Origin of the sequence: Pseudomonas sp. SK, assembly GCF_012975065.1 — a bacterium.
GTDB classification, from domain to species: Bacteria; Pseudomonadota; Gammaproteobacteria; order Pseudomonadales; family Pseudomonadaceae; genus Aquipseudomonas; species Aquipseudomonas anuradhapurensis.
The window spans coordinates 121,698-146,139 of record NZ_CP051857.1; the positions used below are offsets into that span (position 1 = coordinate 121,698).

Annotated in this window: 10 protein-coding genes, 2 tRNA genes and 7 rRNA genes; 13 read left to right on the forward strand and 6 right to left on the reverse strand. The window is 56.7% G+C overall.

The genetic code is table 11. The features are described 5' to 3' along the window. Window positions 1-4: 4 nt before the first annotated feature. Together HG549_RS00600 and HG549_RS00605 are read right to left on the reverse strand one after the other, a co-directional pair. On the reverse strand, window positions 5-1,126 hold the full coding sequence (locus tag HG549_RS00600) for a Re/Si-specific NAD(P)(+) transhydrogenase subunit alpha (protein WP_170027716.1): 1,122 nt from the start codon (window positions 1,124-1,126) through the stop codon (window positions 5-7). Window positions 1,127-1,563: 437 nt separating this feature from the next. Next, window positions 1,564-2,463: a LysR family transcriptional regulator gene (locus HG549_RS00605; protein WP_170027717.1), complete on the reverse strand. Its 900-nt coding sequence runs from the start codon at window positions 2,461-2,463 to the stop codon at window positions 1,564-1,566. 161 nt (window positions 2,464-2,624) lie between these two features. Between HG549_RS00605 and HG549_RS00610 the strand changes: the two genes are divergently transcribed. The 11 genes from HG549_RS00610 to rrf (HG549_RS00660) all read left to right on the forward strand — a co-directional run bounded on the left by HG549_RS00610 (window position 2,625) and on the right by rrf (HG549_RS00660) (window position 16,466). After that, the gene (locus tag HG549_RS00610) at window positions 2,625-3,806 is read left to right on the forward strand and encodes an acyl-CoA dehydrogenase (RefSeq protein ID WP_170027718.1); all 1,182 of its coding nucleotides are present in this window, start codon (window positions 2,625-2,627) and stop codon (window positions 3,804-3,806) included. A 14-nt stretch (window positions 3,807-3,820) separates the two neighbouring features. After that, on the forward strand, window positions 3,821-5,041 hold the full coding sequence (locus HG549_RS00615) for a CaiB/BaiF CoA-transferase family protein (protein WP_170027719.1): 1,221 nt from the start codon (window positions 3,821-3,823) through the stop codon (window positions 5,039-5,041). A 568-nt stretch (window positions 5,042-5,609) separates the two neighbouring features. Further along, window positions 5,610-7,146: ribosomal RNA gene (locus HG549_RS00620) — 16S ribosomal RNA — on the forward strand. A 317-nt stretch (window positions 7,147-7,463) separates the two neighbouring features. Then, a 23S ribosomal RNA gene (locus HG549_RS00625) occupies window positions 7,464-10,355 on the forward strand. 134 nt (window positions 10,356-10,489) lie between these two features. After that, window positions 10,490-10,605: ribosomal RNA gene (gene rrf, locus HG549_RS00630) — 5S ribosomal RNA — on the forward strand. 446 nt (window positions 10,606-11,051) lie between these two features. Then, window positions 11,052-12,588, forward strand: a 16S ribosomal RNA gene (locus tag HG549_RS00635). An 85-nt stretch (window positions 12,589-12,673) separates the two neighbouring features. Next, a tRNA-Ile gene (locus HG549_RS00640) sits at window positions 12,674-12,750 on the forward strand. Between the two features lie 24 nt (window positions 12,751-12,774). Beyond that, window positions 12,775-12,850 (forward strand) — tRNA-Ala (locus HG549_RS00645). A 249-nt stretch (window positions 12,851-13,099) separates the two neighbouring features. Further along, window positions 13,100-15,991, forward strand: a 23S ribosomal RNA gene (locus HG549_RS00650). Between the two features lie 134 nt (window positions 15,992-16,125). After that, a 5S ribosomal RNA gene (gene rrf, locus HG549_RS00655) occupies window positions 16,126-16,241 on the forward strand. 109 nt (window positions 16,242-16,350) lie between these two features. Next, window positions 16,351-16,466, forward strand: a 5S ribosomal RNA gene (rrf, locus tag HG549_RS00660). Together the 16S, 23S and 5S rRNA genes with 2 tRNA genes alongside form the textbook arrangement of a ribosomal RNA operon. A 115-nt stretch (window positions 16,467-16,581) precedes the next feature. Here the strand turns inward: rrf (HG549_RS00660) and HG549_RS00665 are convergent. The 4 genes from HG549_RS00665 to HG549_RS00680 form a co-directional block, all read right to left on the reverse strand. Continuing rightward, a complete protein-coding gene (locus HG549_RS00665) occupies window positions 16,582-18,933 on the reverse strand; it encodes a TonB-dependent siderophore receptor (protein WP_372241536.1) in 2,352 nt (783 codons plus the stop codon). Between the two features lie 250 nt (window positions 18,934-19,183). After that, window positions 19,184-20,140 carry a FecR domain-containing protein gene (locus HG549_RS00670; protein WP_170027720.1) on the reverse strand — a complete coding sequence of 319 codons (957 nt, stop codon included), beginning with the start codon at window positions 20,138-20,140 and terminating at the stop codon, window positions 19,184-19,186. Between the two features lie 4 nt (window positions 20,141-20,144). Beyond that, the gene (locus HG549_RS00675) at window positions 20,145-20,648 is read right to left on the reverse strand and encodes a sigma-70 family RNA polymerase sigma factor (protein ID WP_170027721.1); all 504 of its coding nucleotides are present in this window, start codon (window positions 20,646-20,648) and stop codon (window positions 20,145-20,147) included. A gap of 110 nt (window positions 20,649-20,758) precedes the next feature. Then, a complete protein-coding gene (locus HG549_RS00680) occupies window positions 20,759-21,448 on the reverse strand; it encodes a GntR family transcriptional regulator (protein ID WP_170027722.1) in 690 nt (229 codons plus the stop codon). 203 nt (window positions 21,449-21,651) lie between these two features. Between HG549_RS00680 and lapG the strand changes: the two genes are divergently transcribed. Both lapG and lapD read left to right on the forward strand, forming a co-directional pair. After that, on the forward strand, window positions 21,652-22,413 hold the full coding sequence (lapG, locus tag HG549_RS00685) for a cysteine protease LapG (RefSeq protein ID WP_170027723.1): 762 nt from the start codon (window positions 21,652-21,654) through the stop codon (window positions 22,411-22,413). A gap of 10 nt (window positions 22,414-22,423) precedes the next feature. Beyond that, window positions 22,424-24,370: a cyclic di-GMP receptor LapD gene (gene lapD, locus HG549_RS00690; RefSeq protein ID WP_170027724.1), complete on the forward strand. Its 1,947-nt coding sequence runs from the start codon at window positions 22,424-22,426 to the stop codon at window positions 24,368-24,370. Window positions 24,371-24,442 lie beyond the last annotated feature (72 nt).

Here is a 24,442-nt window from a genome sequence, read left to right on the forward strand (position 1 = left end):
CTCCTTAGCCGTTCTTGCGGACGACCTGGCCATCGCGGCACATCAGGCAGGCCGCGACGATGTCGTCTTCGAGGTTGATGACCAGCACGCCGTCCTTGTCGAACAGCAGCTTCATGAAGTCCAGCAGGTTGCGTGCATACAGCGCCGAAGCATCGGCAGCCACCTGGGCTGGCAGGTTGGTCGGGCCGACGATGATCACGCCGTTGTGCTGCACCACCTGGTCGGCGACGGTCAGCGGGCAATTGCCGCCCTGGGCTGCCGCGAGGTCGATGACCACCGAGCCAGGCTTCATCTGCGCGACGGTTTCGGCGCTGAGCAGGGTTGGCGCCTTGCGCCCTGGGATAAGCGCGGTGGTGATGACGATATCCGCTTGCTTGGCGCGCTCGTGCACGGCCTGGGCCTGGCGTTGCATCCAGCTGGCTGGCATCGGCCGGGCATACCCGCCCACGCCTTCGGCGCACTCGCGCTCCTCATCGGTCTCGTACGGCACGTCGATGAACTTCGCCCCCAGCGACTCGATCTGCTCCTTCACCGCCGGGCGTACATCCGACGCCTCGATCACTGCGCCCAGGCGCTTGGCCGTGGCGATGGCCTGCAGGCCGGCAACGCCCGCCCCCAGAATCAGCACGCGCGCAGCCTTAACGGTACCGGCGGCGGTCATCAGCATGGGCATGAAGCGTGGATAGTGATGGGCCGCCAGCAACACTGCCTTGTAACCGGCGATGTTGGCCTGCGACGACAGCACATCGAGGCTTTGGGCCCGCGAGGTGCGTGGCGCGGCTTCCAGGGCGAAGGCGGTAATGCCGCGTTCGGCCATCTTGCCGATCAGCTCGTTGTTGAAGGGATTGAGCATGCCCACCAGGAGGCTGCCGCTGTTGATAAGGGCCAGTTCCTGGTCGTTGGGGGCGACCACCTTGAGCACCAATTGGGCGCCGTAGGCATCGGCTGCGCTCCCCAGGGAAGCGCCCACGGCCTCATAGGCACTGTCCGGAATGCTGGCATTGAGCCCTGCCCCCCGTTGGACGGTAACCTGATGGCCCTGGCCAATCAGTTTCTTGATGGTTTCGGGGGTCGCAGCGACCCTTGTCTCACCGGTCTGCGTCTCGAGAGGAACACCAATGTGCACGACTATTTCTCCTGCGGTGACCTTTTGTCTTTGTAAAAGCCAACACACTTCGGATGGTGCGCTGGGGCGGCTGTGGAGCGCCGGCCCGCCGAATCCTGGGCGGGCGAAGCATTTTGCAGACGAAGCCAGGGGCCTTCAACCGGTTCTGGAGCGAAACGAAGTCAAAACTACAAGTCACCCTGTGACCGTATGTCGCAACGGTCAGGCTGCAGCCCGTCAAGCAAGGGCTATTGGCAGACTAGGAGAAAAAATCAAAAAATTTCTGGCCAATTCGCTTACAGCTTGGTGAATGTCGCAAAATAACCCGCAAAGCCGCGCAGTAAGCCGGGTCAAACAGGATTTTTGCACTCGCATAACAGTTTATGTCTATGCGACAAATACATACATCTGTAGGTGTTTAAAATAATTGACTACGAAGTCAGGTTGTAGCGCTTCAGCTAAGTTCTTGCTGTGTATGCCTGGGCCTGGCCAACCAGCCAGTCGCGGAAAGCGCGCAGCGAAGCCGACTCCACCTTGCGCTCCGGAATCATCAGATAGTAGGCCTTGTCACTGCTGAGGGCATGCCTGTTAGCGACCACCAACCTACCCTCCTCCAACTCGCGCTGGATCAGGAATGGCGGAATCAGGGCAATGCCCATTTCATGCATGGCCGCCTGGGCGAGCATCGAGAATAGTTCATAGCGCGGGCCTGTCATGTCGCGTTCCACGTTCATGCCGATGCTGCTGAACCATTGGCGCCAGGCATAGGGGCGCGTGCTTTGCTGCAGCAACGGCAGCTGGGCAATCCGTTGTGGCTCGAGCGTACCCTGGCCGTGCAGCAGCGCCGGGCTGCATACCGGTACCGGGTTTTCTCCCATCAGCCGGTGCGACTGGGTGCCGGACCAGTCGCCATCGCCAAAGTAGATGGCTGCATCGAAGGTCGTGTCGGCAAACAGGAAAGGCCGGGTGCGATTGGTGAGGTTGACCGTGACCTCTGGGTGACGCTGCTGGAAATCCTTGAGCCGCGGGAGCAGCCACTGGGTGCCGAAGGTAGGCACCACGGCCAATTCGATCACGTTGGCGCCCTGCTGGCGCATCACCGACAAGGTGTCGCGCTCGACGGCATCCAGTTGGGCGGCCACCTGGCGGCTGTAGGAAAGGCCGGCTTCGGTCAGTTTCACTCCACGCCGCGAGCGGCGGAACAGTTCCACATTGAGGAAAGCTTCCAGGCCCGCTATCTGCCGACAAACAGCCCCCTGGGTCAGGGCGAGCTCCTGGGCGGCTTTGGTAAAGCTCTCGTTGCGCGCCGCCGCTTCGAAGCAAACCAGCGCAGCGGTACTGGGAATCTTGCGCCGCATGTACGTCTACCTCACTTGTCACGCTGTCAATAAGGCGTTTTGCCCATTTACGAAGTGACAAATTATCACTAATTGGTGCGCAATCCTCGTTTGTCCCTGCAGCCGATCAGGCCTAGGCTCAAAGGCACAAGAAACTGCTCCCAATTTCGAGGATTTCACTCATGGCCGGTAAAGCAAGCTTCAACTGGATCGACCCGCTGCTGCTCGATCAGCAGCTCACTGAAGAAGAGCGCATGGTGCGTGACAGCGCTTATCAGTTCGCCCAGGACAAGCTCGCGCCGCGTGTGCTCGAAGCCTTCCGTCATGAGCAGACCGACCCTGCGATCTTCCGTGAAATGGGTGAGGTCGGGCTGCTGGGCGCCACCATTCCCGAGCAATATGGTGGCAGTGGCCTGAACTACGTGTGCTACGGCCTCATCGCCCGCGAGGTGGAGCGTATCGACTCGGGTTACCGCTCGATGATGAGCGTACAGTCGTCGCTGGTGATGGTGCCGATCAACGAATTCGGTACCGAGGCCCAGAAGCAGAAGTACCTGCCCAAGCTGGCCAGCGGCGAATGGATCGGCTGCTTCGGCCTGACCGAGCCTAACCACGGCTCCGACCCGGGTTCGATGATTACTCGTGCACGCAAGGTCGACGGCGGCTACCGCCTGACCGGCAGCAAGATGTGGATCACCAACAGCCCGATCGCCGATGTATTCGTAGTCTGGGCCAAAGATGACGAGGGGGATATTCGCGGCTTTGTCCTGGAAAAGGGCTGGGAAGGTCTCAGCGCACCGGCGATCCACGGCAAGGTTGGCTTGCGCGCCTCGATCACCGGCGAAATCGTCATGGACAATGTGTTCGTACCGGAAGACAACATATTCCCCGAGGTGCGCGGCCTCAAAGGTCCGTTCACCTGCCTGAACTCGGCGCGCTATGGCATCTCCTGGGGTGCGCTGGGTGCCGCCGAAGCCTGCTGGCACACCGCGCGTCAGTACACCCTGGACCGGCAACAGTTCGGTCGCCCATTGGCGGCCAACCAGCTGATCCAGAAAAAGCTGGCCGACATGCAGACCGAAATCACCCTGGCGCTGCAGGGCTGCCTGCGCCTTGGGCGGATGAAGGACGAAGGTACGGCTGCAGTGGAAATTACCTCGATCATGAAGCGCAACTCCTGCGGCAAGGCACTGGATATCGCCCGCATGGCGCGTGACATGCTGGGTGGCAATGGCATTTCCGATGAATTCGGTGTGGCCCGTCACCTGGTCAACCTTGAGGTGGTCAACACCTATGAGGGTACCCATGACGTGCATGCGCTGATCCTGGGGCGTGCGCAAACCGGTATCCAGGCCTTCTATTGATAAGGAGCCAGCCCATGGGCGCGCTATCACATCTGCGGGTGCTGGACCTTTCGCGCGTGTTGGCCGGCCCATGGTCTGGCCAGATTCTCGCTGACCTCGGTGCTGATGTGATCAAGGTCGAGCGCCCTGGCAGTGGCGACGACACGCGCTCGTGGGGGCCGCCCTTCCTCAAGGATGCCGAGGGGCAGAATACCAGCGAGGCTGCTTATTACCTGTCGGCCAACCGCAACAAGCGCTCGGTGACCATCGACTTCACCCAGCCCGAGGGGCAACGCTTGGTGCGTGAGTTGGCGGCGAAGTCCGATATCGTCATCGAGAACTTCAAGGTGGGTGGGTTGGCTGCCTATGGCCTGGACTACCCAAGCCTGAAAGCCGTCAATCGGCGGCTTATCTACTGTTCCATCACCGGCTTCGGCCAGACCGGGCCTTATGCCAAGCGCGCCGGCTATGACTTCATGATCCAGGGGTTGGGAGGGCTGATGAGCCTGACCGGCCGCCCGGAGGGTGAGCAAGGCGCAGGGCCGGTGAAGGTGGGGGTGGCGCTGACCGACATCCTGACCGGGCTGTATTCCACCGTGGCGGTGCTCGCTGCCCTCGCCCACCGGGAGCAGACCGGAGTGGGCCAGCACATCGACATGGCACTGCTCGATGTTCAAGTCGCCTGCCTGGCCAACCAGGCGATGAACTACCTGACCACGGGTGTACCGCCTCGTCGCCTGGGAAATGCGCATCCGAATATCGTGCCGTACCAGGATTTCCCGACGGCGGATGGCGATTTCATCCTTACCGTGGGAAACGACAGCCAGTTCCGCAAATTTGCCGAGGTGGCCGGGCAACCACAATGGGCGGACGATCCGCGCTTCATTACCAATAAAATGCGAGTGGCCAACCGGGCGGAACTGATCCCTTTGATCCGTCAGGCCACGGTGTTCAAGACCACGGCCGAGTGGGTGAGCCAGCTGGAGGCCGCCGGGGTGCCGTGTGGGCCTATCAATGACCTGGCGCAGATGTTCCAGGACCCGCAGGTGCTCGCGCGTGGGCTGGCAGTGCACATTCCACACCCATTGGCGGGTAGCGTGCCACAGGTGGCGAGCCCTATTCGCCTGTCGGAGACGCCGGTGGAATACCGACGGGCGCCGCCGCTGCTGGGTGAGCATACCGATGCGGTGCTGGTAGACGTGCTGGGGTTGGATGCAGATGAGGTGCGACGGCTTCGCGATACCGGCGTGCTATGAAGGGGTGTGGTCCTGATGAAAGCGGGGTGGCCGTCAGGCCGCCCCGCTTTGCTTTTCAGCGATATTCGGCTTTCTTCGAATTCAAGGGTTGACGCGGTCTGAAATGCCCTTATAATGCGCCCCACTTCCGAGGTGGTCGAAGCGCAAAACTCCTTGATAATCAAAGAGTTGAGTAATTCAGGTAGTATCGGAAGTGCTTCGATCGAATGATCGGCAGCGGTCGAGATGAAGGTTGACAGTGTTTCAAAACGCTGTATGATTCGCCTCCCGCTACGAGAGATCGCAGCGAGTCAAGTGTTTGAAGCTAAACGAGTTTCTCGCAAAAAACTTCAAAATAAACGCTTGACAGCAAATGAGGAAAGCGTAGAATGCGCGCCTCGGTTGAGACGAAACGCTCTTAACCAAACGCTCTTTAACAAATCGAATCAAGCAATTCGTGTGGGTGCTTGTGAGTACGGACTGATAGTCACAAAGATTATCAGCATCACAAGTGGCCATGCGAGAAATCACATAGTCATTTGAGATTGCTGAGCCAAGTTTAGGGTTTCTTAAAAACCCAAGCAGTATTGAACTGAAGAGTTTGATCATGGCTCAGATTGAACGCTGGCGGCAGGCCTAACACATGCAAGTCGAGCGGATGACGGGAGCTTGCTCCTTGATTCAGCGGCGGACGGGTGAGTAATGCCTAGGAATCTGCCTGGTAGTGGGGGACAACGTTTCGAAAGGAACGCTAATACCGCATACGTCCTACGGGAGAAAGTGGGGGATCTTCGGACCTCACGCTATCAGATGAGCCTAGGTCGGATTAGCTAGTTGGTGAGGTAATGGCTCACCAAGGCGACGATCCGTAACTGGTCTGAGAGGATGATCAGTCACACTGGAACTGAGACACGGTCCAGACTCCTACGGGAGGCAGCAGTGGGGAATATTGGACAATGGGCGAAAGCCTGATCCAGCCATGCCGCGTGTGTGAAGAAGGTCTTCGGATTGTAAAGCACTTTAAGTTGGGAGGAAGGGCAGTAAGTTAATACCTTGCTGTTTTGACGTTACCGACAGAATAAGCACCGGCTAACTCTGTGCCAGCAGCCGCGGTAATACAGAGGGTGCAAGCGTTAATCGGAATTACTGGGCGTAAAGCGCGCGTAGGTGGTTCGTTAAGTTGGATGTGAAAGCCCCGGGCTCAACCTGGGAACTGCATCCAAAACTGGCGAGCTAGAGTACGGTAGAGGGTGGTGGAATTTCCTGTGTAGCGGTGAAATGCGTAGATATAGGAAGGAACACCAGTGGCGAAGGCGACCACCTGGACTGATACTGACACTGAGGTGCGAAAGCGTGGGGAGCAAACAGGATTAGATACCCTGGTAGTCCACGCCGTAAACGATGTCAACTAGCCGTTGGAATCCTTGAGATTTTAGTGGCGCAGCTAACGCATTAAGTTGACCGCCTGGGGAGTACGGCCGCAAGGTTAAAACTCAAATGAATTGACGGGGGCCCGCACAAGCGGTGGAGCATGTGGTTTAATTCGAAGCAACGCGAAGAACCTTACCAGGCCTTGACATGCAGAGAACTTTCCAGAGATGGATTGGTGCCTTCGGGAACTCTGACACAGGTGCTGCATGGCTGTCGTCAGCTCGTGTCGTGAGATGTTGGGTTAAGTCCCGTAACGAGCGCAACCCTTGTCCTTAGTTACCAGCACGTTATGGTGGGCACTCTAAGGAGACTGCCGGTGACAAACCGGAGGAAGGTGGGGATGACGTCAAGTCATCATGGCCCTTACGGCCTGGGCTACACACGTGCTACAATGGTCGGTACAGAGGGTTGCCAAGCCGCGAGGTGGAGCTAATCTCACAAAACCGATCGTAGTCCGGATCGCAGTCTGCAACTCGACTGCGTGAAGTCGGAATCGCTAGTAATCGCGAATCAGAATGTCGCGGTGAATACGTTCCCGGGCCTTGTACACACCGCCCGTCACACCATGGGAGTGGGTTGCACCAGAAGTAGCTAGTCTAACCTTCGGGAGGACGGTTACCACGGTGTGATTCATGACTGGGGTGAAGTCGTAACAAGGTAGCCGTAGGGGAACCTGCGGCTGGATCACCTCCTTAATCGACGACATCAGCCTGCTGATGAGCTCCCACACGAATTGCTTGATTCATGGTTGAAGACGATCGAGGCCCTGCCTGGGTCAAGTTTTGTTCCTGATCAGAACTCGGAAATGAGCATTCGCTTCGAATGTTGATTTCTGGCTTTTGTCAGATCGTTCTTTAAAAATTCGGATATGTGATAGATATAGACTGATGACCAGTTTCACTGCTGGTTAATCAGGCTAAGGTAAAATTTGTGAGTTCTGCTCGAAAGAGCAACATGCGAATTTTCGGCGAATGTCGTCTTCACAGTATAACCAGATTGCTTGGGGTTATATGGTCAAGTGAAGAAGCGCATACGGTGGATGCCTTGGCAGTCAGAGGCGATGAAAGACGTGGTAGCCTGCGATAAGCTTTGGGGAGTCGGCAAACAGACTGTGATCCAGAGATCTCTGAATGGGGGAACCCACTCAGCATAAGCTGAGTATCTTGCACTGAATACATAGGTGCAAGAGGCGAACCAGGGGAACTGAAACATCTAAGTACCCTGAGGAAAAGAAATCAACCGAGATTCCCTTAGTAGTGGCGAGCGAACGGGGACCAGCCCTTAAGTTGATTTGAGATTAGTGGAACGCTCTGGAAAGTGCGGCCATAGTGGGTGATAGCCCCGTACACGAAAATCTCTTGTCAATGAAATCGAGTAGGACGGAGCACGAGAAACTTTGTCTGAACATGGGGGGACCATCCTCCAAGGCTAAATACTACTGACTGACCGATAGTGAACCAGTACCGTGAGGGAAAGGCGAAAAGAACCCCGGAGAGGGGAGTGAAATAGAACCTGAAACCGTATGCGTACAAGCAGTGGGAGCCTACTTTGTTAGGTGACTGCGTACCTTTTGTATAATGGGTCAGCGACTTATATTCAGTGGCGAGCTTAACCGAATAGGGGAGGCGTAGCGAAAGCGAGTCTTAATAGGGCGTTTAGTCGCTGGGTATAGACCCGAAACCGGGCGATCTATCCATGGGCAGGTTGAAGGTTAGGTAACACTGACTGGAGGACCGAACCGACTACCGTTGAAAAGTTAGCGGATGACCTGTGGATCGGAGTGAAAGGCTAATCAAGCTCGGAGATAGCTGGTTCTCCTCGAAAGCTATTTAGGTAGCGCCTCATGTATCACTCCAGGGGGTAGAGCACTGTTTCGGCTAGGGGGTCATCCCGACTTACCAAACCGATGCAAACTCCGAATACCTGGAAGTGCCGAGCATGGGAGACACACGGCGGGTGCTAACGTCCGTCGTGAAAAGGGAAACAACCCAGACCGTCAGCTAAGGTCCCAAAGTCATGGTTAAGTGGGAAACGATGTGGGAAGGCTTAGACAGCTAGGAGGTTGGCTTAGAAGCAGCCACCCTTTAAAGAAAGCGTAATAGCTCACTAGTCGAGTCGGCCTGCGCGGAAGATGTAACGGGGCTCAAACCATGCACCGAAGCTACGGGTGTCATCTTTGATGACGCGGTAGAGGAGCGTTCTGTAAGCCTGTGAAGGTGAGTTGAGAAGCTTGCTGGAGGTATCAGAAGTGCGAATGCTGACATGAGTAACGACAATGCGAGTGAAAAACTCGCACGCCGAAAGACCAAGGTTTCCTGCGCAACGTTAATCGACGCAGGGTTAGTCGGTCCCTAAGGCGAGGCTGAAAAGCGTAGTCGATGGAAAACAGGTTAATATTCCTGTACTTCCAGTTATTGCGATGGAGGGACGGAGAAGGTTAGGCCAGCCTGGCGTTGGTTGTCCAGGTTTAAGGTGGTAGGCTGGAATCTTAGGCAAATCCGGGATTTCAAGGCCGAGAGCTGATGACGAGTTGCCTCTAGGCGACGAAGTGGTTGATACCATGCTTCCAAGAAAAGCTCCTAAGCTTCAGATAACTGGGAACCGTACCCCAAACCGACACAGGTGGTTAGGTAGAGAATACCAAGGCGCTTGAGAGAACTCGGGTGAAGGAACTAGGCAAAATGGCACCGTAACTTCGGGAGAAGGTGCGCCGGCGAGGGTGAAGGACTTGCTCCGTAAGCCCATGCCGGTCGAAGATACCAGGCCGCTGCGACTGTTTATTAAAAACACAGCACTCTGCAAACACGAAAGTGGACGTATAGGGTGTGACGCCTGCCCGGTGCCGGAAGGTTAATTGATGGGGTTAGCGCAAGCGAAGCTCTTGATCGAAGCCCCGGTAAACGGCGGCCGTAACTATAACGGTCCTAAGGTAGCGAAATTCCTTGTCGGGTAAGTTCCGACCTGCACGAATGGCGTAACGATGGCGGCGCTGTCTCCACCCGAGACTCAGTGAAATTGAAATCGCTGTGAAGATGCAGTGTATCCGCGGCTAGACGGAAAGACCCCGTGAACCTTTACTATAGCTTTGCACTGGACTTTGAATTTGCTTGTGTAGGATAGGTGGGAGGCTTTGAAGTGGGGACGCCAGTTCTCATGGAGCCATCCTTGAAATACCACCCTGGCAACTTTGAGGTTCTAACTCAGGTCCGTTATCCGGATCGAGGACAGTGTATGGTGGGTAGTTTGACTGGGGCGGTCTCCTCCCAAAGAGTAACGGAGGAGTACGAAGGTGCGCTCAGACCGGTCGGAAATCGGTCGTAGAGTATAAAGGCAAAAGCGCGCTTGACTGCGAGACAAACACGTCGAGCAGGTACGAAAGTAGGTCTTAGTGATCCGGTGGTTCTGTATGGAAGGGCCATCGCTCAACGGATAAAAGGTACTCCGGGGATAACAGGCTGATACCGCCCAAGAGTTCATATCGACGGCGGTGTTTGGCACCTCGATGTCGGCTCATCACATCCTGGGGCTGAAGCCGGTCCCAAGGGTATGGCTGTTCGCCATTTAAAGTGGTACGCGAGCTGGGTTTAGAACGTCGTGAGACAGTTCGGTCCCTATCTGCCGTGGACGTTTGAGATTTGAGAGGGGCTGCTCCTAGTACGAGAGGACCGGAGTGGACGAACCTCTGGTGTTCCGGTTGTCACGCCAGTGGCATTGCCGGGTAGCTATGTTCGGAAGAGATAACCGCTGAAAGCATCTAAGCGGGAAACTTGCCTCAAGATGAGATCTCACTGGAACCTTGAGTTCCCTGAAGGGCCGTCGAAGACTACGACGTTGATAGGTTGGGTGTGTAAGCGCTGTGAGGCGTTGAGCTAACCAATACTAATTGCCCGTGAGGCTTGACCATATAACACCCAAGCAATTTGCTGACGCAGATTGCGGTGGTGAAGATGATACGAACCGAAAGTTCGCAACGAACCACACATATCGCATATCCGAATTCGCTGGAGTGTCTACCAAGACCTTCTGGCAACAGAATTTCTTGACGACCATAGAGCATTGGAACCACCTGATCCCATCCCGAACTCAGTAGTGAAACGATGCATCGCCGATGGTAGTGTGGGGCTTCCCCATGTGAGAGTAGGTCATCGTCAAGATTCATTTCGCAAAACCCCTATCTGCGCATGCAGGTAGGGGTTTTGTCTTTAAGTAGAAGCTATCGCTTCTCCTGGTTGGCTGAACGGCCGGTCGGTGGTAAAAAAAGGTGGTTGACAGCGTTTTTGAATGCTGTATTATTCACCTCCCGCGACGAGAGATCGAAGCGAGTTAAGTGTCTGAAGTTAAACGGGTTTTTCTCAAAAACTTCAAAATAAACGCTTGACAGGCCTTGAGGAAAGCGTAGAATGCGCGCCTCGGTTGAGACGAAACGCTCTTAACCAAACGCTCTTTAACAAATCGAATCAAGCAATTCGTGTGGGTGCTTGTGAGTACGGACTGATAGTCACAAAGATTATCAGCATCACAAGTGGCCATGCGAGAAATCACATAGTCATTTGAGATTGCTGAGCCAAGTTTAGGGTTTCTTAAAAACCCAAGCAGTATTGAACTGAAGAGTTTGATCATGGCTCAGATTGAACGCTGGCGGCAGGCCTAACACATGCAAGTCGAGCGGATGACGGGAGCTTGCTCCTTGATTCAGCGGCGGACGGGTGAGTAATGCCTAGGAATCTGCCTGGTAGTGGGGGACAACGTTTCGAAAGGAACGCTAATACCGCATACGTCCTACGGGAGAAAGTGGGGGATCTTCGGACCTCACGCTATCAGATGAGCCTAGGTCGGATTAGCTAGTTGGTGAGGTAATGGCTCACCAAGGCGACGATCCGTAACTGGTCTGAGAGGATGATCAGTCACACTGGAACTGAGACACGGTCCAGACTCCTACGGGAGGCAGCAGTGGGGAATATTGGACAATGGGCGAAAGCCTGATCCAGCCATGCCGCGTGTGTGAAGAAGGTCTTCGGATTGTAAAGCACTTTAAGTTGGGAGGAAGGGCAGTAAGTTAATACCTTGCTGTTTTGACGTTACCGACAGAATAAGCACCGGCTAACTCTGTGCCAGCAGCCGCGGTAATACAGAGGGTGCAAGCGTTAATCGGAATTACTGGGCGTAAAGCGCGCGTAGGTGGTTCGTTAAGTTGGATGTGAAAGCCCCGGGCTCAACCTGGGAACTGCATCCAAAACTGGCGAGCTAGAGTACGGTAGAGGGTGGTGGAATTTCCTGTGTAGCGGTGAAATGCGTAGATATAGGAAGGAACACCAGTGGCGAAGGCGACCACCTGGACTGATACTGACACTGAGGTGCGAAAGCGTGGGGAGCAAACAGGATTAGATACCCTGGTAGTCCACGCCGTAAACGATGTCAACTAGCCGTTGGAATCCTTGAGATTTTAGTGGCGCAGCTAACGCATTAAGTTGACCGCCTGGGGAGTACGGCCGCAAGGTTAAAACTCAAATGAATTGACGGGGGCCCGCACAAGCGGTGGAGCATGTGGTTTAATTCGAAGCAACGCGAAGAACCTTACCAGGCCTTGACATGCAGAGAACTTTCCAGAGATGGATTGGTGCCTTCGGGAACTCTGACACAGGTGCTGCATGGCTGTCGTCAGCTCGTGTCGTGAGATGTTGGGTTAAGTCCCGTAACGAGCGCAACCCTTGTCCTTAGTTACCAGCACGTTATGGTGGGCACTCTAAGGAGACTGCCGGTGACAAACCGGAGGAAGGTGGGGATGACGTCAAGTCATCATGGCCCTTACGGCCTGGGCTACACACGTGCTACAATGGTCGGTACAGAGGGTTGCCAAGCCGCGAGGTGGAGCTAATCTCACAAAACCGATCGTAGTCCGGATCGCAGTCTGCAACTCGACTGCGTGAAGTCGGAATCGCTAGTAATCGCGAATCAGAATGTCGCGGTGAATACGTTCCCGGGCCTTGTACACACCGCCCGTCACACCATGGGAGTGGGTTGCACCAGAAGTAGCTAGTCTAACCTTCGGGGGGACGGTTACCACGGTGTGATTCATGACTGGGGTGAAGTCGTAACAAGGTAGCCGTAGGGGAACCTGCGGCTGGATCACCTCCTTAATCGACGACATCAGCCTACTGATGAGCTCCCACACGAATTGCTTGATTCATTGTAAAAGACGATGTTGTAACGCGACCCTGTTATAGGTCTGTAGCTCAGTTGGTTAGAGCGCACCCCTGATAAGGGTGAGGTCGGCAGTTCAAATCTGCCCAGACCTACCATTACATGGTTCAGCCGTAGAATACGGGGCCATAGCTCAGCTGGGAGAGCGCCTGCCTTGCACGCAGGAGGTCAGCGGTTCGATCCCGCTTGGCTCCACCACTTTCTGCTGTTGTGAAGTGTTGCACTTGATCAAACTCAGAAATGAGCATTCGCCTCGAATGTTGATTTCTGGCTTTTGTCAGATCGTTCTTTAAAAATTCGGATATGTGATAGATATAGACTGATGGCCAGTTTCACTGCTGGTTAATCAGGCTAAGGTAAAATTTGTGAGTTCTGCTCGAAAGAGCAACATGCGAATTTTCGGCGAATGTCGTCTTCACAGTATAACCAGATTGCTTGGGGTTATATGGTCAAGTGAAGAAGCGCATACGGTGGATGCCTTGGCAGTCAGAGGCGATGAAAGACGTGGTAGCCTGCGATAAGCTTTGGGGAGTCGGCAAACAGACTGTGATCCAGAGATCTCTGAATGGGGGAACCCACTCAGCACAAGCTGAGTATCTTGCACTGAATACATAGGTGCAAGAGGCGAACCAGGGGAACTGAAACATCTAAGTACCCTGAGGAAAAGAAATCAACCGAGATTCCCTTAGTAGTGGCGAGCGAACGGGGACCAGCCCTTAAGTTGATTTGAGATTAGTGGAACGCTCTGGAAAGTGCGGCCATAGTGGGTGATAGCCCCGTACACGAAAATCTCTTGTCAATGAAATCGAGTAGGACGGAGCACGAGAAACTTTGTCTGAACATGGGGGGACCATCCTCCAAGGCTAAATACTACTGACTGACCGATAGTGAACCAGTACCGTGAGGGAAAGGCGAAAAGAACCCCGGAGAGGGGAGTGAAATAGAACCTGAAACCGTATGCGTACAAGCAGTGGGAGCCTACTTTGTTAGGTGACTGCGTACCTTTTGTATAATGGGTCAGCGACTTATATTCAGTGGCGAGCTTAACCGAATAGGGGAGGCGTAGCGAAAGCGAGTCTTAATAGGGCGTTTAGTCGCTGGGTATAGACCCGAAACCGGGCGATCTATCCATGGGCAGGTTGAAGGTTAGGTAACACTGACTGGAGGACCGAACCGACTACCGTTGAAAAGTTAGCGGATGACCTGTGGATCGGAGTGAAAGGCTAATCAAGCTCGGAGATAGCTGGTTCTCCTCGAAAGCTATTTAGGTAGCGCCTCATGTATCACTCCAGGGGGTAGAGCACTGTTTCGGCTAGGGGGTCATCCCGACTTACCAAACCGATGCAAACTCCGAATACCTGGAAGTGCCGAGCATGGGAGACACACGGCGGGTGCTAACGTCCGTCGTGAAAAGGGAAACAACCCAGACCGTCAGCTAAGGTCCCAAAGTCATGGTTAAGTGGGAAACGATGTGGGAAGGCTTAGACAGCTAGGAGGTTGGCTTAGAAGCAGCCACCCTTTAAAGAAAGCGTAATAGCTCACTAGTCGAGTCGGCCTGCGCGGAAGATGTAACGGGGCTCAAACCATGCACCGAAGCTACGGGTGTCATCTTTGATGACGCGGTAGAGGAGCGTTCTGTAAGCCTGTGAAGGTGAGTTGAGAAGCTTGCTGGAGGTATCAGAAGTGCGAATGCTGACATGAGTAACGACAATGCGAGTGAAAAACTCGCACGCCGAAAGACCAAGGTTTCCTGCGCAACGTTAATCGACGCAGGGTTAGTCGGTCCCTAAGGCGAGGCTGAAAAGCGTAGTCGATGGAAAACAGGTTAATATTCCTGTACTTCCAGTTATTGCGATGGAGGGACGGAGAAGGTTAGGCCAGCCTGGCGTTGGTTGTCCAGGTTTAAGGTGGTAGGCTGGAATCTTAGGCAAATCCGGGATTTCAAGGCCGAGAGCTGATGACGAGTTGCCTCTAGGCGACGAAGTGGTTGATACCATGCTTCCAAGAAAAGCTCCTAAGCTTCAGATAACTGGGAACCGTACCCCAAACCGACACAGGTGGTTAGGTAGAGAATACCAAGGCGCTTGAGAGAACTCGGGTGAAGGAACTAGGCAAAATGGCACCGTAACTTCGGGAGAAGGTGCGCCGGCGAGGGTGAAGGACTTGCTCCGTAAGCCCATGCCGGTCGAAGATACCAGGCCGCTGCGACTGTTTATTAAAAACACAGCACTCTGCAAACACGAAAGTGGACGTATAGGGTGTGACGCCTGCCCGGTGCCGGAAGGTTAATTGATGGGGTTAGCGCAAGCGAAGCTCTTGATCGAAGCCCCGGTAAACGGCGGCCGTAACTATAACGGTCCTAAGGTAGCGAAATTCCTTGTCGGGTAAGTTCCGACCTGCACGAATGGCGTAACGATGGCGGCGCTGTCTCCACCCGAGACTCAGTGAAATTGAAATCGCTGTGAAGATGCAGTGTATCCGCGGCTAGACGGAAAGACCCCGTGAACCTTTACTATAGCTTTGCACTGGACTTTGAATTTGCTTGTGTAGGATAGGTGGGAGGCTTTGAAGTGGGGACGCCAGTTCTCATGGAGCCATCCTTGAAATACCACCCTGGCAACTTTGAGGTTCTAACTCAGGTCCGTTATCCGGATCGAGGACAGTGTATGGTGGGTAGTTTGACTGGGGCGGTCTCCTCCCAAAGAGTAACGGAGGAGTACGAAGGTGCGCTCAGACCGGTCGGAAATCGGTCGTAGAGTATAAAGGCAAAAGCGCGCTTGACTGCGAGACAAACACGTCGAGCAGGTACGAAAGTAGGTCTTAGTGATCCGGTGGTTCTGTATGGAAGGGCCATCGCTCAACGGATAAAAGGTACTCCGGGGATAACAGGCTGATACCGCCCAAGAGTTCATATCGACGGCGGTGTTTGGCACCTCGATGTCGGCTCATCACATCCTGGGGCTGAAGCCGGTCCCAAGGGTATGGCTGTTCGCCATTTAAAGTGGTACGCGAGCTGGGTTTAGAACGTCGTGAGACAGTTCGGTCCCTATCTGCCGTGGACGTTTGAGATTTGAGAGGGGCTGCTCCTAGTACGAGAGGACCGGAGTGGACGAACCTCTGGTGTTCCGGTTGTCACGCCAGTGGCATTGCCGGGTAGCTATGTTCGGAAGAGATAACCGCTGAAAGCATCTAAGCGGGAAACTTGCCTCAAGATGAGATCTCACTGGAACCTTGAGTTCCCTGAAGGGCCGTCGAAGACTACGACGTTGATAGGTTGGGTGTGTAAGCGCTGTGAGGCGTTGAGCTAACCAATACTAATTGCCCGTGAGGCTTGACCATATAACACCCAAGCAATTTGCTGACGCAGATTGCGGTGGTGAAGATGATACGAACCGAAAGTTCGCAACGAACCACACATATCGCATATCCGAATTCGCTGGAGTGTCTACCAAGACCTTCTGGCAACAGAATTTCTTGACGACCATAGAGCATTGGAACCACCTGATCCCATCCCGAACTCAGTAGTGAAACGATGCATCGCCGATGGTAGTGTGGGGCTTCCCCATGTGAGAGTAGGTCATCGTCAAGATTCATTTCGCAAAACCCCTATCTGCACATGCAGGTAGGGGTTTTGTCTTTAAGTAGGAACTACAGAGATTCGCAGGCACGTCCGAGGGACGGGCCAGCACACAGAATTTCTTGACGACCATAGAGCATTGGAACCACCTGATCCCATCCCGAACTCAGCAGTGAAACGATGCATCGCCGATGGTAGTGTGGGGCTTCCCCATGTGAGAGTAGGTCATCGTCAAGATTCAAATCCAAAGCCCCTGTCTGCGCTGCAGACAGGGGCTTTGTCTTTTCCGGGCCATGACTCCCAAGCCAGGGCGATAGCGGTATAGGAATGTGCAGCTACGGCTACCGCGGGTTCAGAACTGATAGCTGACGGTAGCACTCACGTTGCGTTCCTCTCCCATGTAGCAGTAGTCCAAGCCGGCACACGAGCTGATGTAGCTTTCATTGGTCAGGTTGTTGGCGTTCAGGCGGACATCCACACCCCGAAGGCCGATCTTGCCCAGGTCATAGCCGATCGAGGCGTCGAACAAGGTGTAGGCGGGCACTTTCATGCTGTTTTCCGCATCGACCCAGCTGTACCCCACATATCGCACGCCACCGCCCAGCCGCAGGCCATCCAGCGCCCCTTGCCGGAAGTTGTAATCCGCCCACAGGGAGAACATCTGTTTCGGCGCCTGGGTTGGTGAATTGCCCTTGTTGTCCAAGGTTGCCGACACCAGGCTGGGCATGGACTTGGCGTACTCGATATCGGTGAAGGTATAGCCGCCCAGCACCTTCAAGCTGTCGGTCAGCTGCACATGGGCCTCCAACTCGAGCCCTTGCGAGCGCACTTGGCCTACAGGGCGATAGAAGTCTTCGTCAGGCTGCTTGGAGGCCAGGTTCTCCTGTTCTATTCGGAATAACGATGCAGTGAACAGGTTGTCGCCGCCGGGCGGTTGATACTTGATGCCGGCCTCCCATTGAGTGCCCTCGGTTGGTGCCAATGGGCGACCAGCCTGGTCGGAAACCGTATTGGGGTTGAATGACTCCGAGTAGCTGACATAAGGCGCAATGCCATTTTCGAACAGGTAGAGCACCCCAGCGCGGGTAGTAAACCTGGAGCGCTGATCATTGACCTTGGTGTTGCTATCGCGGTTCTCCTCGGACACCTTCACCCAATCCTGGCGCAGCCCCAAGGACAAACGCCACTGGTCCAGTTCCACAAGGTCCTGCAAGTACACGCCCGTTTGTTGTAAACGCCGCTGGTAGCGGTTTTCGCCCAGCACCTGCAGGTTGCCATTGCCGTACTGCGGGTTGCCGGCATCCAGCGGGTCGACTGTGCCATAACGCCATGCCACATCGGCCTTGCGTCGTTGATAATCGGTACCCAGCAGCAAAGTATGTTTGGCGGCCCCTGTGAAGAATTCGGCCTGCAGCATGTTGTCGATGATGTACGAATGCAGGCGCTCGTCGCCGCCGGTGTAGGCGCGGTTGAGGATATTGCTGTCGGCATCCGCCCAACCGGCGGAATACACCTGGTCCATCGACACGTCCGAATCCTGGTAGCGGAAGTTCTGTCGCGCGGTGAGTACATCGTTGAAGCGATGCTCGAACTGGTAGCTGAAGGACTGCTGGGTACGCTCGTAGTTGTCGATACCCGGCTCACCCTCGAAGAAATGGTCCGACAGGCGCAAGCCGTTGCGCTTGTGCAGCATGCCGTTTGCGGGGTTGCCGCCGTGGTACCCGCCGTTGGGGTCGTGTTGCAGGTAGGCCTGCAGGGTAAGCGAGGTGTCCTCGCTGAAGTCGATGCTGATGGCCGGCGCGATGGCGTAGCGTTCTTCCTTGTTGTGGTCGAACTGCGTGTCGGAAGCATCCGAAAGGCCTGTCAGGCGGTACGCAATGCGCTTGTCGTCATCCACAGGGCCGCTGAAGTCGAAACCCATGCCTCGCTGGCCTTGGGTACCGACCGTGGCCTGAACCTGGCGGTAGCGGGTGAACAACGGCTTCTTGGTGGTCAGTGCTACCAGGCCTCCTGGGGAGCTACGGCCATAGAGTACCGAAGAAGGCCCCTTGAGGATGTCTATCCGTTCCAGGAAGTAAGGGTCCACCTGCATGGTGCTGTAGGTACCGTTGTCCCCCATCGACTTGAGCCCATCGACGTAGATGTTGTCCACCGAGCCGTCATTGAAACCACGCATGGCCACATAATCGTAGCGGTGGGTAGCACCGTAGGGGTTGGTCAGTACCCCGGGTGTGTAGCGCATGGCCTGGGCAACCGTCTGTGAGCCCTGGTCGTCCATCTGCTGCCGGGTGACCACCGAGACCGATTGGGATGTTTCGACCAACGCCATACTGGTCTTGGTCGCCACCTGGCTGTGCGTGGCGTTGTACCCGTCCATGCTACCCAGCGCATTGCCTAGGGTGAAACCATGGATATCGGTGTCTGGCAGCGACAACGCCGCACCTTGCGGTTGGGCTTGCAGCACGTAGCTACGCCCGTCCTGGCTGGCTGCTTCCAGGCCGCTCCCGTTAAGCAGCTGCCGCAGTGCCTTGTCGGTAGGGTATTGCCCCTGCAACCCGTTGGACTGCAAGCCTTGGGTGAGCTGCGGTGTGGCTGACAGGGTGATGCCGGCCTGACGGGCGAACTGGTTGAGCACATCATCCAACTGGCCGGCCGAAATTGCATAGTGTTGGCTAAGCTCGGCAGGTTCAGCTGCCATGGACATCGATGTGACAGCTGTCAGGCCCAATGCGGTACCGAACAAGGCGGCCCGGATCGCTTTGTGAAGTTTTGTTGAGTCTAAGACAGGTCGAAAATCATTCGCGTTGGCTGGGTGCGCGGAGGCGGTAGACATGAAGGGTCCGTTAACGTGAGGGCAGGGGATGGTTTACTGTCCTAGCCGAACTGGCATTCGAAACCCGCCAAAAAAAGCTGTTGGAGCGCTTCGCAGCGCCCAAGGCAAGCGTCGTCACCCGTCAGGCCAGCCCCTCGACACGCACCCACCAGCGGGTGACTTGCCGGAGCTTTACCGGCAGCGTCCGTGGCAGCACCAGCAACAATTGCTCCGGGTCTTCGAGGCGGAATACGCCAGACAGGCGCAAATCGGCGGTGTCATCGCTGCAGCCCAGATAACCGTGACGATAACGGCTGACCTGCGCGAGAAAGTCGACCAGGCGAATGTCCCGGGTGACGAGCAACCCTTCAGTCCAGGCCATCGCATCCATGTCCACCTGCTCAAGCCGATAGGCCCCTTGTGCATCCAGGCGCCAGTTCTGGCCGCTTTCAATCCACTGCATCGCGCCTTTGCCGGGCCGGTGTATCGCTACCCTGCCATGGCTGACACTGACCCTGGTGCAGTCGCTGTCCTGCCGCGCCACGAAGCGTCCTTCGAGCCCTTCCAGCAGTGCGTCGCGTGTTTGTACAAGAATCGGCCGCTGCGGGCCGCAGGTAATCAGCATTTCCCCTTGCTTCAGGCGGATCAGGTTTTGCCCGTCTTTGAAAGCCAGGTCCACTGCGCTGCGCGTATTCAGTTGTATCGACGTTCCGTCGGGAAGCCGGAAGCTGCGTCGTTCTCCCGTGCCGGTGGCATAGTCCGATGTCCAGCTATTGATGCCATCAAGGCCTGTGCCTAGCCATGCCGCCGAGCCAACCATCGCAACCCCGCCAAGCAGTTTCAGGGCCTGCCGACGCTGCAAGCGGCGCTGGCTGCTTTCCAGGGTTTGCATGGCCAGCCCAGCTCCGGGGATTGCGCGCATGTCGAGTTCCTGGTGCAGGTGTACCAGCCGTTGCCAAGCCTGTTTGTGTTCGTGGCGGGCTTCCCGCCATTGCGCGCACTGTCGCTGCAGGGCAGGATCGTGCCCGCTTTCGCGTAGCCTCAGCATCCACTGGATGGCCTGCTTGACCGACGTTGCATCAGGCTGTGCGGTGCTCATGGCATCAGTTCTCGTCTGCGTAGCGCAGCAGGTAGCAGTGGTAGAGCGCATCGGCGATGTAGCGCTCCACGGTACGCACCGAGATCCCCATCTGGTCGGCAATGGCCTGGTGCTTCAGCCCCTCGCATTGGGCCAGCAGGAAGGCGCGGCGTACCTTGGGTTTGAGGCCGTCGAGCATGCGCGCGATGCGCTCCAGCAACTCCAGCAGCAATTCCTGGGTTTCGGCCGAGGGGGTGTGTGCTTGCGGCAGGTGTGCCAGCGCCTCGAGATAGGCCCTGTGCAGTTCCTCGCGCCGCCAGTGATCGATTACCAGCCCACGCGCGACCGTCCGCAGGAAGGCACGTGGCGTATTCAGTTGCAGGTGTTCGCGACGCTGCAGCAAGCGCACGAAGGTATCCTGGGCCAGGTCTGCGGCATCGGCGGCATTGCCCAGCTTGCTGCGCAGCCAGGCATGCAACCAGCTGTGGTGGTCACTGTAGAGCGTTTGCAAGGAGTCGTTGCTGGACATGGATGAGGGCGCTGCCATCAATGGACATGAATGATAATTAGTCTCATTGTTGGCGGAGGCCGATCGATTTGCAACCCATGCCTGATCCATGCCCGGGTGTCATTGCACGGCTAGCGCCCCAACTGGGTATCAAGGTACCTGCGGATCACCCCTGCTGCGGTATTCAGATGTTTTTCCAGCACCGTTATCGCTTCGTCTACCTGCTTGGCGCTGGCCGCATCGACCAGTGCGTTGTGATCGTCCTGGGTAAGCTTGCCCAGGCCCATGGATGAGAGATGAAAGCGCAGAAAGCGTTCTTCCTGGTTCAGCTCATCTTCGATCAGGCGCAGCAATTTCTTGTTGGGTGCCTTGTTGTACAACGACATGTGCAACAGGCGATTGAGACGGCCGATTTCGGCATGCCGGGTTTCGTTCTCCAGTTGCTGGATATATCCGCGAGCGCTGGCGATGTCGCTGGCATCGAGCAGCGGAATGGACTGCCGCAGCGCCTCGGTTTCGAGCAGCACGCGCAGGGCATAGGTATCCACTGCGTCCTCGCCAATCAACGGTGCAACCACTGCACCCTTGTGCATTTCCACCTTCAGCAACGATTGAGCCTCGAGCTGGCGCAGCGCCTCGCGCACGGGCATGCGGCTGACACCGAACAAGGTAGCGAGCTCCTGTTGCCGCACAGCAGTACCCGGAGGCAGGCGGCCATCAAGAATGGCACTGCGCAGGCGTTCTTCGATAACGCCACGGGCCTGGTGCGGCAACAGCTGTTCACTGGCCAGCACATTGCTCAGTTTGAATTTCTGGGCCACGCGACGTCTGCCTCAACGATGACTAAAGTTGGATCCAATGACACTAGTAAAGCTCATGGGAGCGTCAAGCTTGCCCCCGCAGTGGAACGGGCGCCCCAAAAGCGCGGCTATGGTGGATGAAGTCGCCTGTCAAAGGAAGCGGCCTAACGAAGGTTATAAGCCTAAAGTGTAGGTCGGCTGACAAGCGGATGCATGATTGCAGGGTGCCATTGTCTTTTGCCGCTGCAAGCCGCACCATCGCTGCTTTCGACAGGCCTGAACAGGGCTTCGCAGTGGCGCTAACCTGGATGCTCAAAACCGTTGTGCAACGTGTCGGCCTCGCTGCCCTGCTGGGCAGCCTGCTGCTGGGCGGCCTGCAGGCGGATTGGGACTTTTCCCAGATCAGCCGCAAGTCGCAGGCGCTGTATGGCTCGTTGGGGAGCGGGCAGGGTCGCATCGATGCCTGGCAGAACCTGATGGCTACCCAGAAGCAGGGTACGGAGCTTGAGCGACTGCAGGCGGTCAACCGCTTCTTCAACCAGCAGTTGCGCTATGTCGAGGATATCGACCTGTGGCACGAGGTCGATTACTGGGCCACGCCGATCCAGGCGCTGATCAAGGGCGCAGGTGACTGTGAGGACTATGCCATCGCCAAGTATTTCAGCCTGCGGCGCATGGGTATCCCTAGCGAGAAGCTGCGTATCACCTACGTCAAGGCGCTGCGGCAGAACCGGGCGCACATGGTCCTGACCTATTATTCAAGCCCACAGGCACAGCCATTGGTGCTCGACAGCCTGATGGACGCCATCAAGCCGGCCAGCCAGCGCACCGACCTGCTGCCGGTTTACGCGTTCAATGGTGAAGGGCTGTGGCTGACGGGCGCCGCAGGCAACAAGAAAGTCGGCGATACCAAGCGGTTGTCCCGCTGGCAGGATCTGCTGAAGAAAATGCAGGCCGAAGGGTTCCCGGCCGAGCCGGTTTACTGAAGGAGCACAGATGTCACTGTTCAAACAATTGCTGTTGGCCATTTGCCTGTTCCTGGTGGTCGCCTTCAGTGGCAGTTTCATGGTCAGCCTGGAGAGTTCGCGCAGCCAATACGTCAACCAGTTGCGCTCGCACGCCCAGGATGCGGCGACTGCGCTGGCGCTGTCGCTGACACCGAATATCGACGACCCGGCGATGGTCGAACTGATGGTCAGTTCAATCTTTGACAGCGGTTACTATTCGAGCATCAAGGTCGTCGACCTGGGTTCCAATGCGGTGCTGGTGGAACGCCATGCCGAACCGGACCCTGGCGGTGTGCCGCGCTGGTTCGTACGCCTGATCGGCCTGGAAGCCGCCGGGGGCGATGCCATCGTCAGCCGCGGCTGGCAGCAGGCCGCGCGCGTTGAAGTGATCAGCCACCCAATGTTCGCCATCGCCAAGCTCTGGCAAAGCGCCCTGGGCAGCCTGGGCTGGTTGCTGCTGTGTGGCGCGGCCAGCGCGGTGCTCGGCGCGTTGCTGCTGCGCCGCCAATTGCGCCCGCTGGATTATATGGTCGAGCAGTCCCACGCTATCGCCCGCCGGGAATTCCTCAGCCTGCCAGAGTTGCCGCGTACGCCGGAACTGCGCCGCGTGGTGCAGGCGATGAACCAGATGGTCGAGAAGCTCAAGGCCCTGTTCACCGAACAGGCCGAGCGCAGCGAACGGCTGCGGGCCGAGTCCTACCAGGACAGCCTGACCGGGTTGTCCAACCGGCGTTATTTCGAGATGCAACTGAACACCCGTGTGAGCAACCTGGAAGAAGCGCGCTCCGGCTACCTGCTGTTGCTGCGGGTCCAGGGGCTGGCGGGGTTGAACGCCCGCCTTGGTGGTCAGCGTACCGACCAGTTGCTGCAGGCGGTGGGCGAGCAGTTGCGCCGCACCTGTGCCAGCTACCCGGAAACCAACGACCTGATTTCCCGCAGCCGCGGTGGCGAGTTCGCGGTGCTTGCGCCAGGCATGGTGCATGAAGAGGCGGTGCAGCTTGCCCAGGCCCTGGAAGCGACCTTGCACAGCCTGCATGAGACTGGCGCCAGTGATATCGACCCAGTGGCGTGCATCGGCCTGGCGCCCTACAGCCCAGGCGACGCACCACAAGCGCTGCTGAAGCTTGCCGACGAGGCCTTGGCGCGTGCCGAGAACCAACCGACGCCGGGCTGGGTCTGCCTCGAACAGGGTGTGGCCGCCGTTGCCGCCGATAGCCAGCATGCCTGGCATGAGCGGCTGGACCAGGCGTTCAACAATGGGCATTTCGAGCTGTTCTTCCAACCGGTGGTGGATTGCGACACCGCGCAACGGGTACTGCACCACAAGGTGATCTCACGTTTGCAGGATGGCCAGGGCGAGGCACTGCCGGCGGGCCGCTTCCTGCCCTGGCTGGAACGTTTTGGCTGGATGCCACGGCTGGATGTGCTGGTGCTGGAAAAGGTGCTCGCACACCTGCGCGGGCATGACCAGGTGCTGGCGCTGAACCTGTCAGCAGCTACCTTGGCCGATGCCAAGGCCCTGCAGCGTATCTTCGAATTGCTGAGCCAGCATGTGGCGCTGGGGCCGCGTCTGATTTTCGAGATTGGCGAAGAGCAACTGCCCGAACAAGCTGCCCTGGAGCAGCTGACCCGGCGCCTGCATGCGCTTGGCTTCGGCCTGGCGCTGCAACGCTTTGGCGGGCGCTTCAGCATGATCGGCAACCTGGCGCACCTGGGCCTGGCGTACCTGAAGATCGACGGTAGCTACATCCGCAACATCGATCATGAACAGCACAAGCGGCTGTTCATCGAAGCGATCCAGCGCGCGGCACACAGCATCGACTTGCCGCTGATTGCCGAGCGGGTCGAGACCGAAGGGGAGCGGCTGGTGTTGCGCGAGATGGGCGTGGGCGGGATTCAGGGGCAGTTGGTCGGCGAGCCTGCGCCTTGGCGCTGACAGCCTGCAGCTATCGCTGAGGAACAATGCGGTAATGTAGGGGCGGCCTTGTGTCGCGAAAGGGCTGCACAG

Bases quoted from the DNA above. Each gene is read 5' to 3' on its own strand.
- HG549_RS00605 (WP_170027717.1), bottom strand. From the start codon at position 2,463: ATGCGGCGCAAGATTCCCAGTACCGCTGCGCTGGTTTGCTTCGAAGCG.
- HG549_RS00610 (WP_170027718.1), top strand. From the start codon at position 2,625: ATGGCCGGTAAAGCAAGCTTCAACTGGATCGACCCGCTGCTGCTCGAT.
- HG549_RS00615 (WP_170027719.1), top strand. From the start codon at position 3,821: ATGGGCGCGCTATCACATCTGCGGGTGCTGGACCTTTCGCGCGTGTTG.
- HG549_RS00665 (WP_372241536.1), bottom strand. From the start codon at position 18,933: ATGTCCATGGCAGCTGAACCTGCCGAGCTTAGCCAACACTATGCAATT.
- HG549_RS00670 (WP_170027720.1), bottom strand. From the start codon at position 20,140: ATGAGCACCGCACAGCCTGATGCAACGTCGGTCAAGCAGGCCATCCAG.
- HG549_RS00675 (WP_170027721.1), bottom strand. From the start codon at position 20,648: ATGTCCAGCAACGACTCCTTGCAAACGCTCTACAGTGACCACCACAGC.
- lapD (WP_170027724.1), top strand. From the start codon at position 22,424: ATGTCACTGTTCAAACAATTGCTGTTGGCCATTTGCCTGTTCCTGGTG.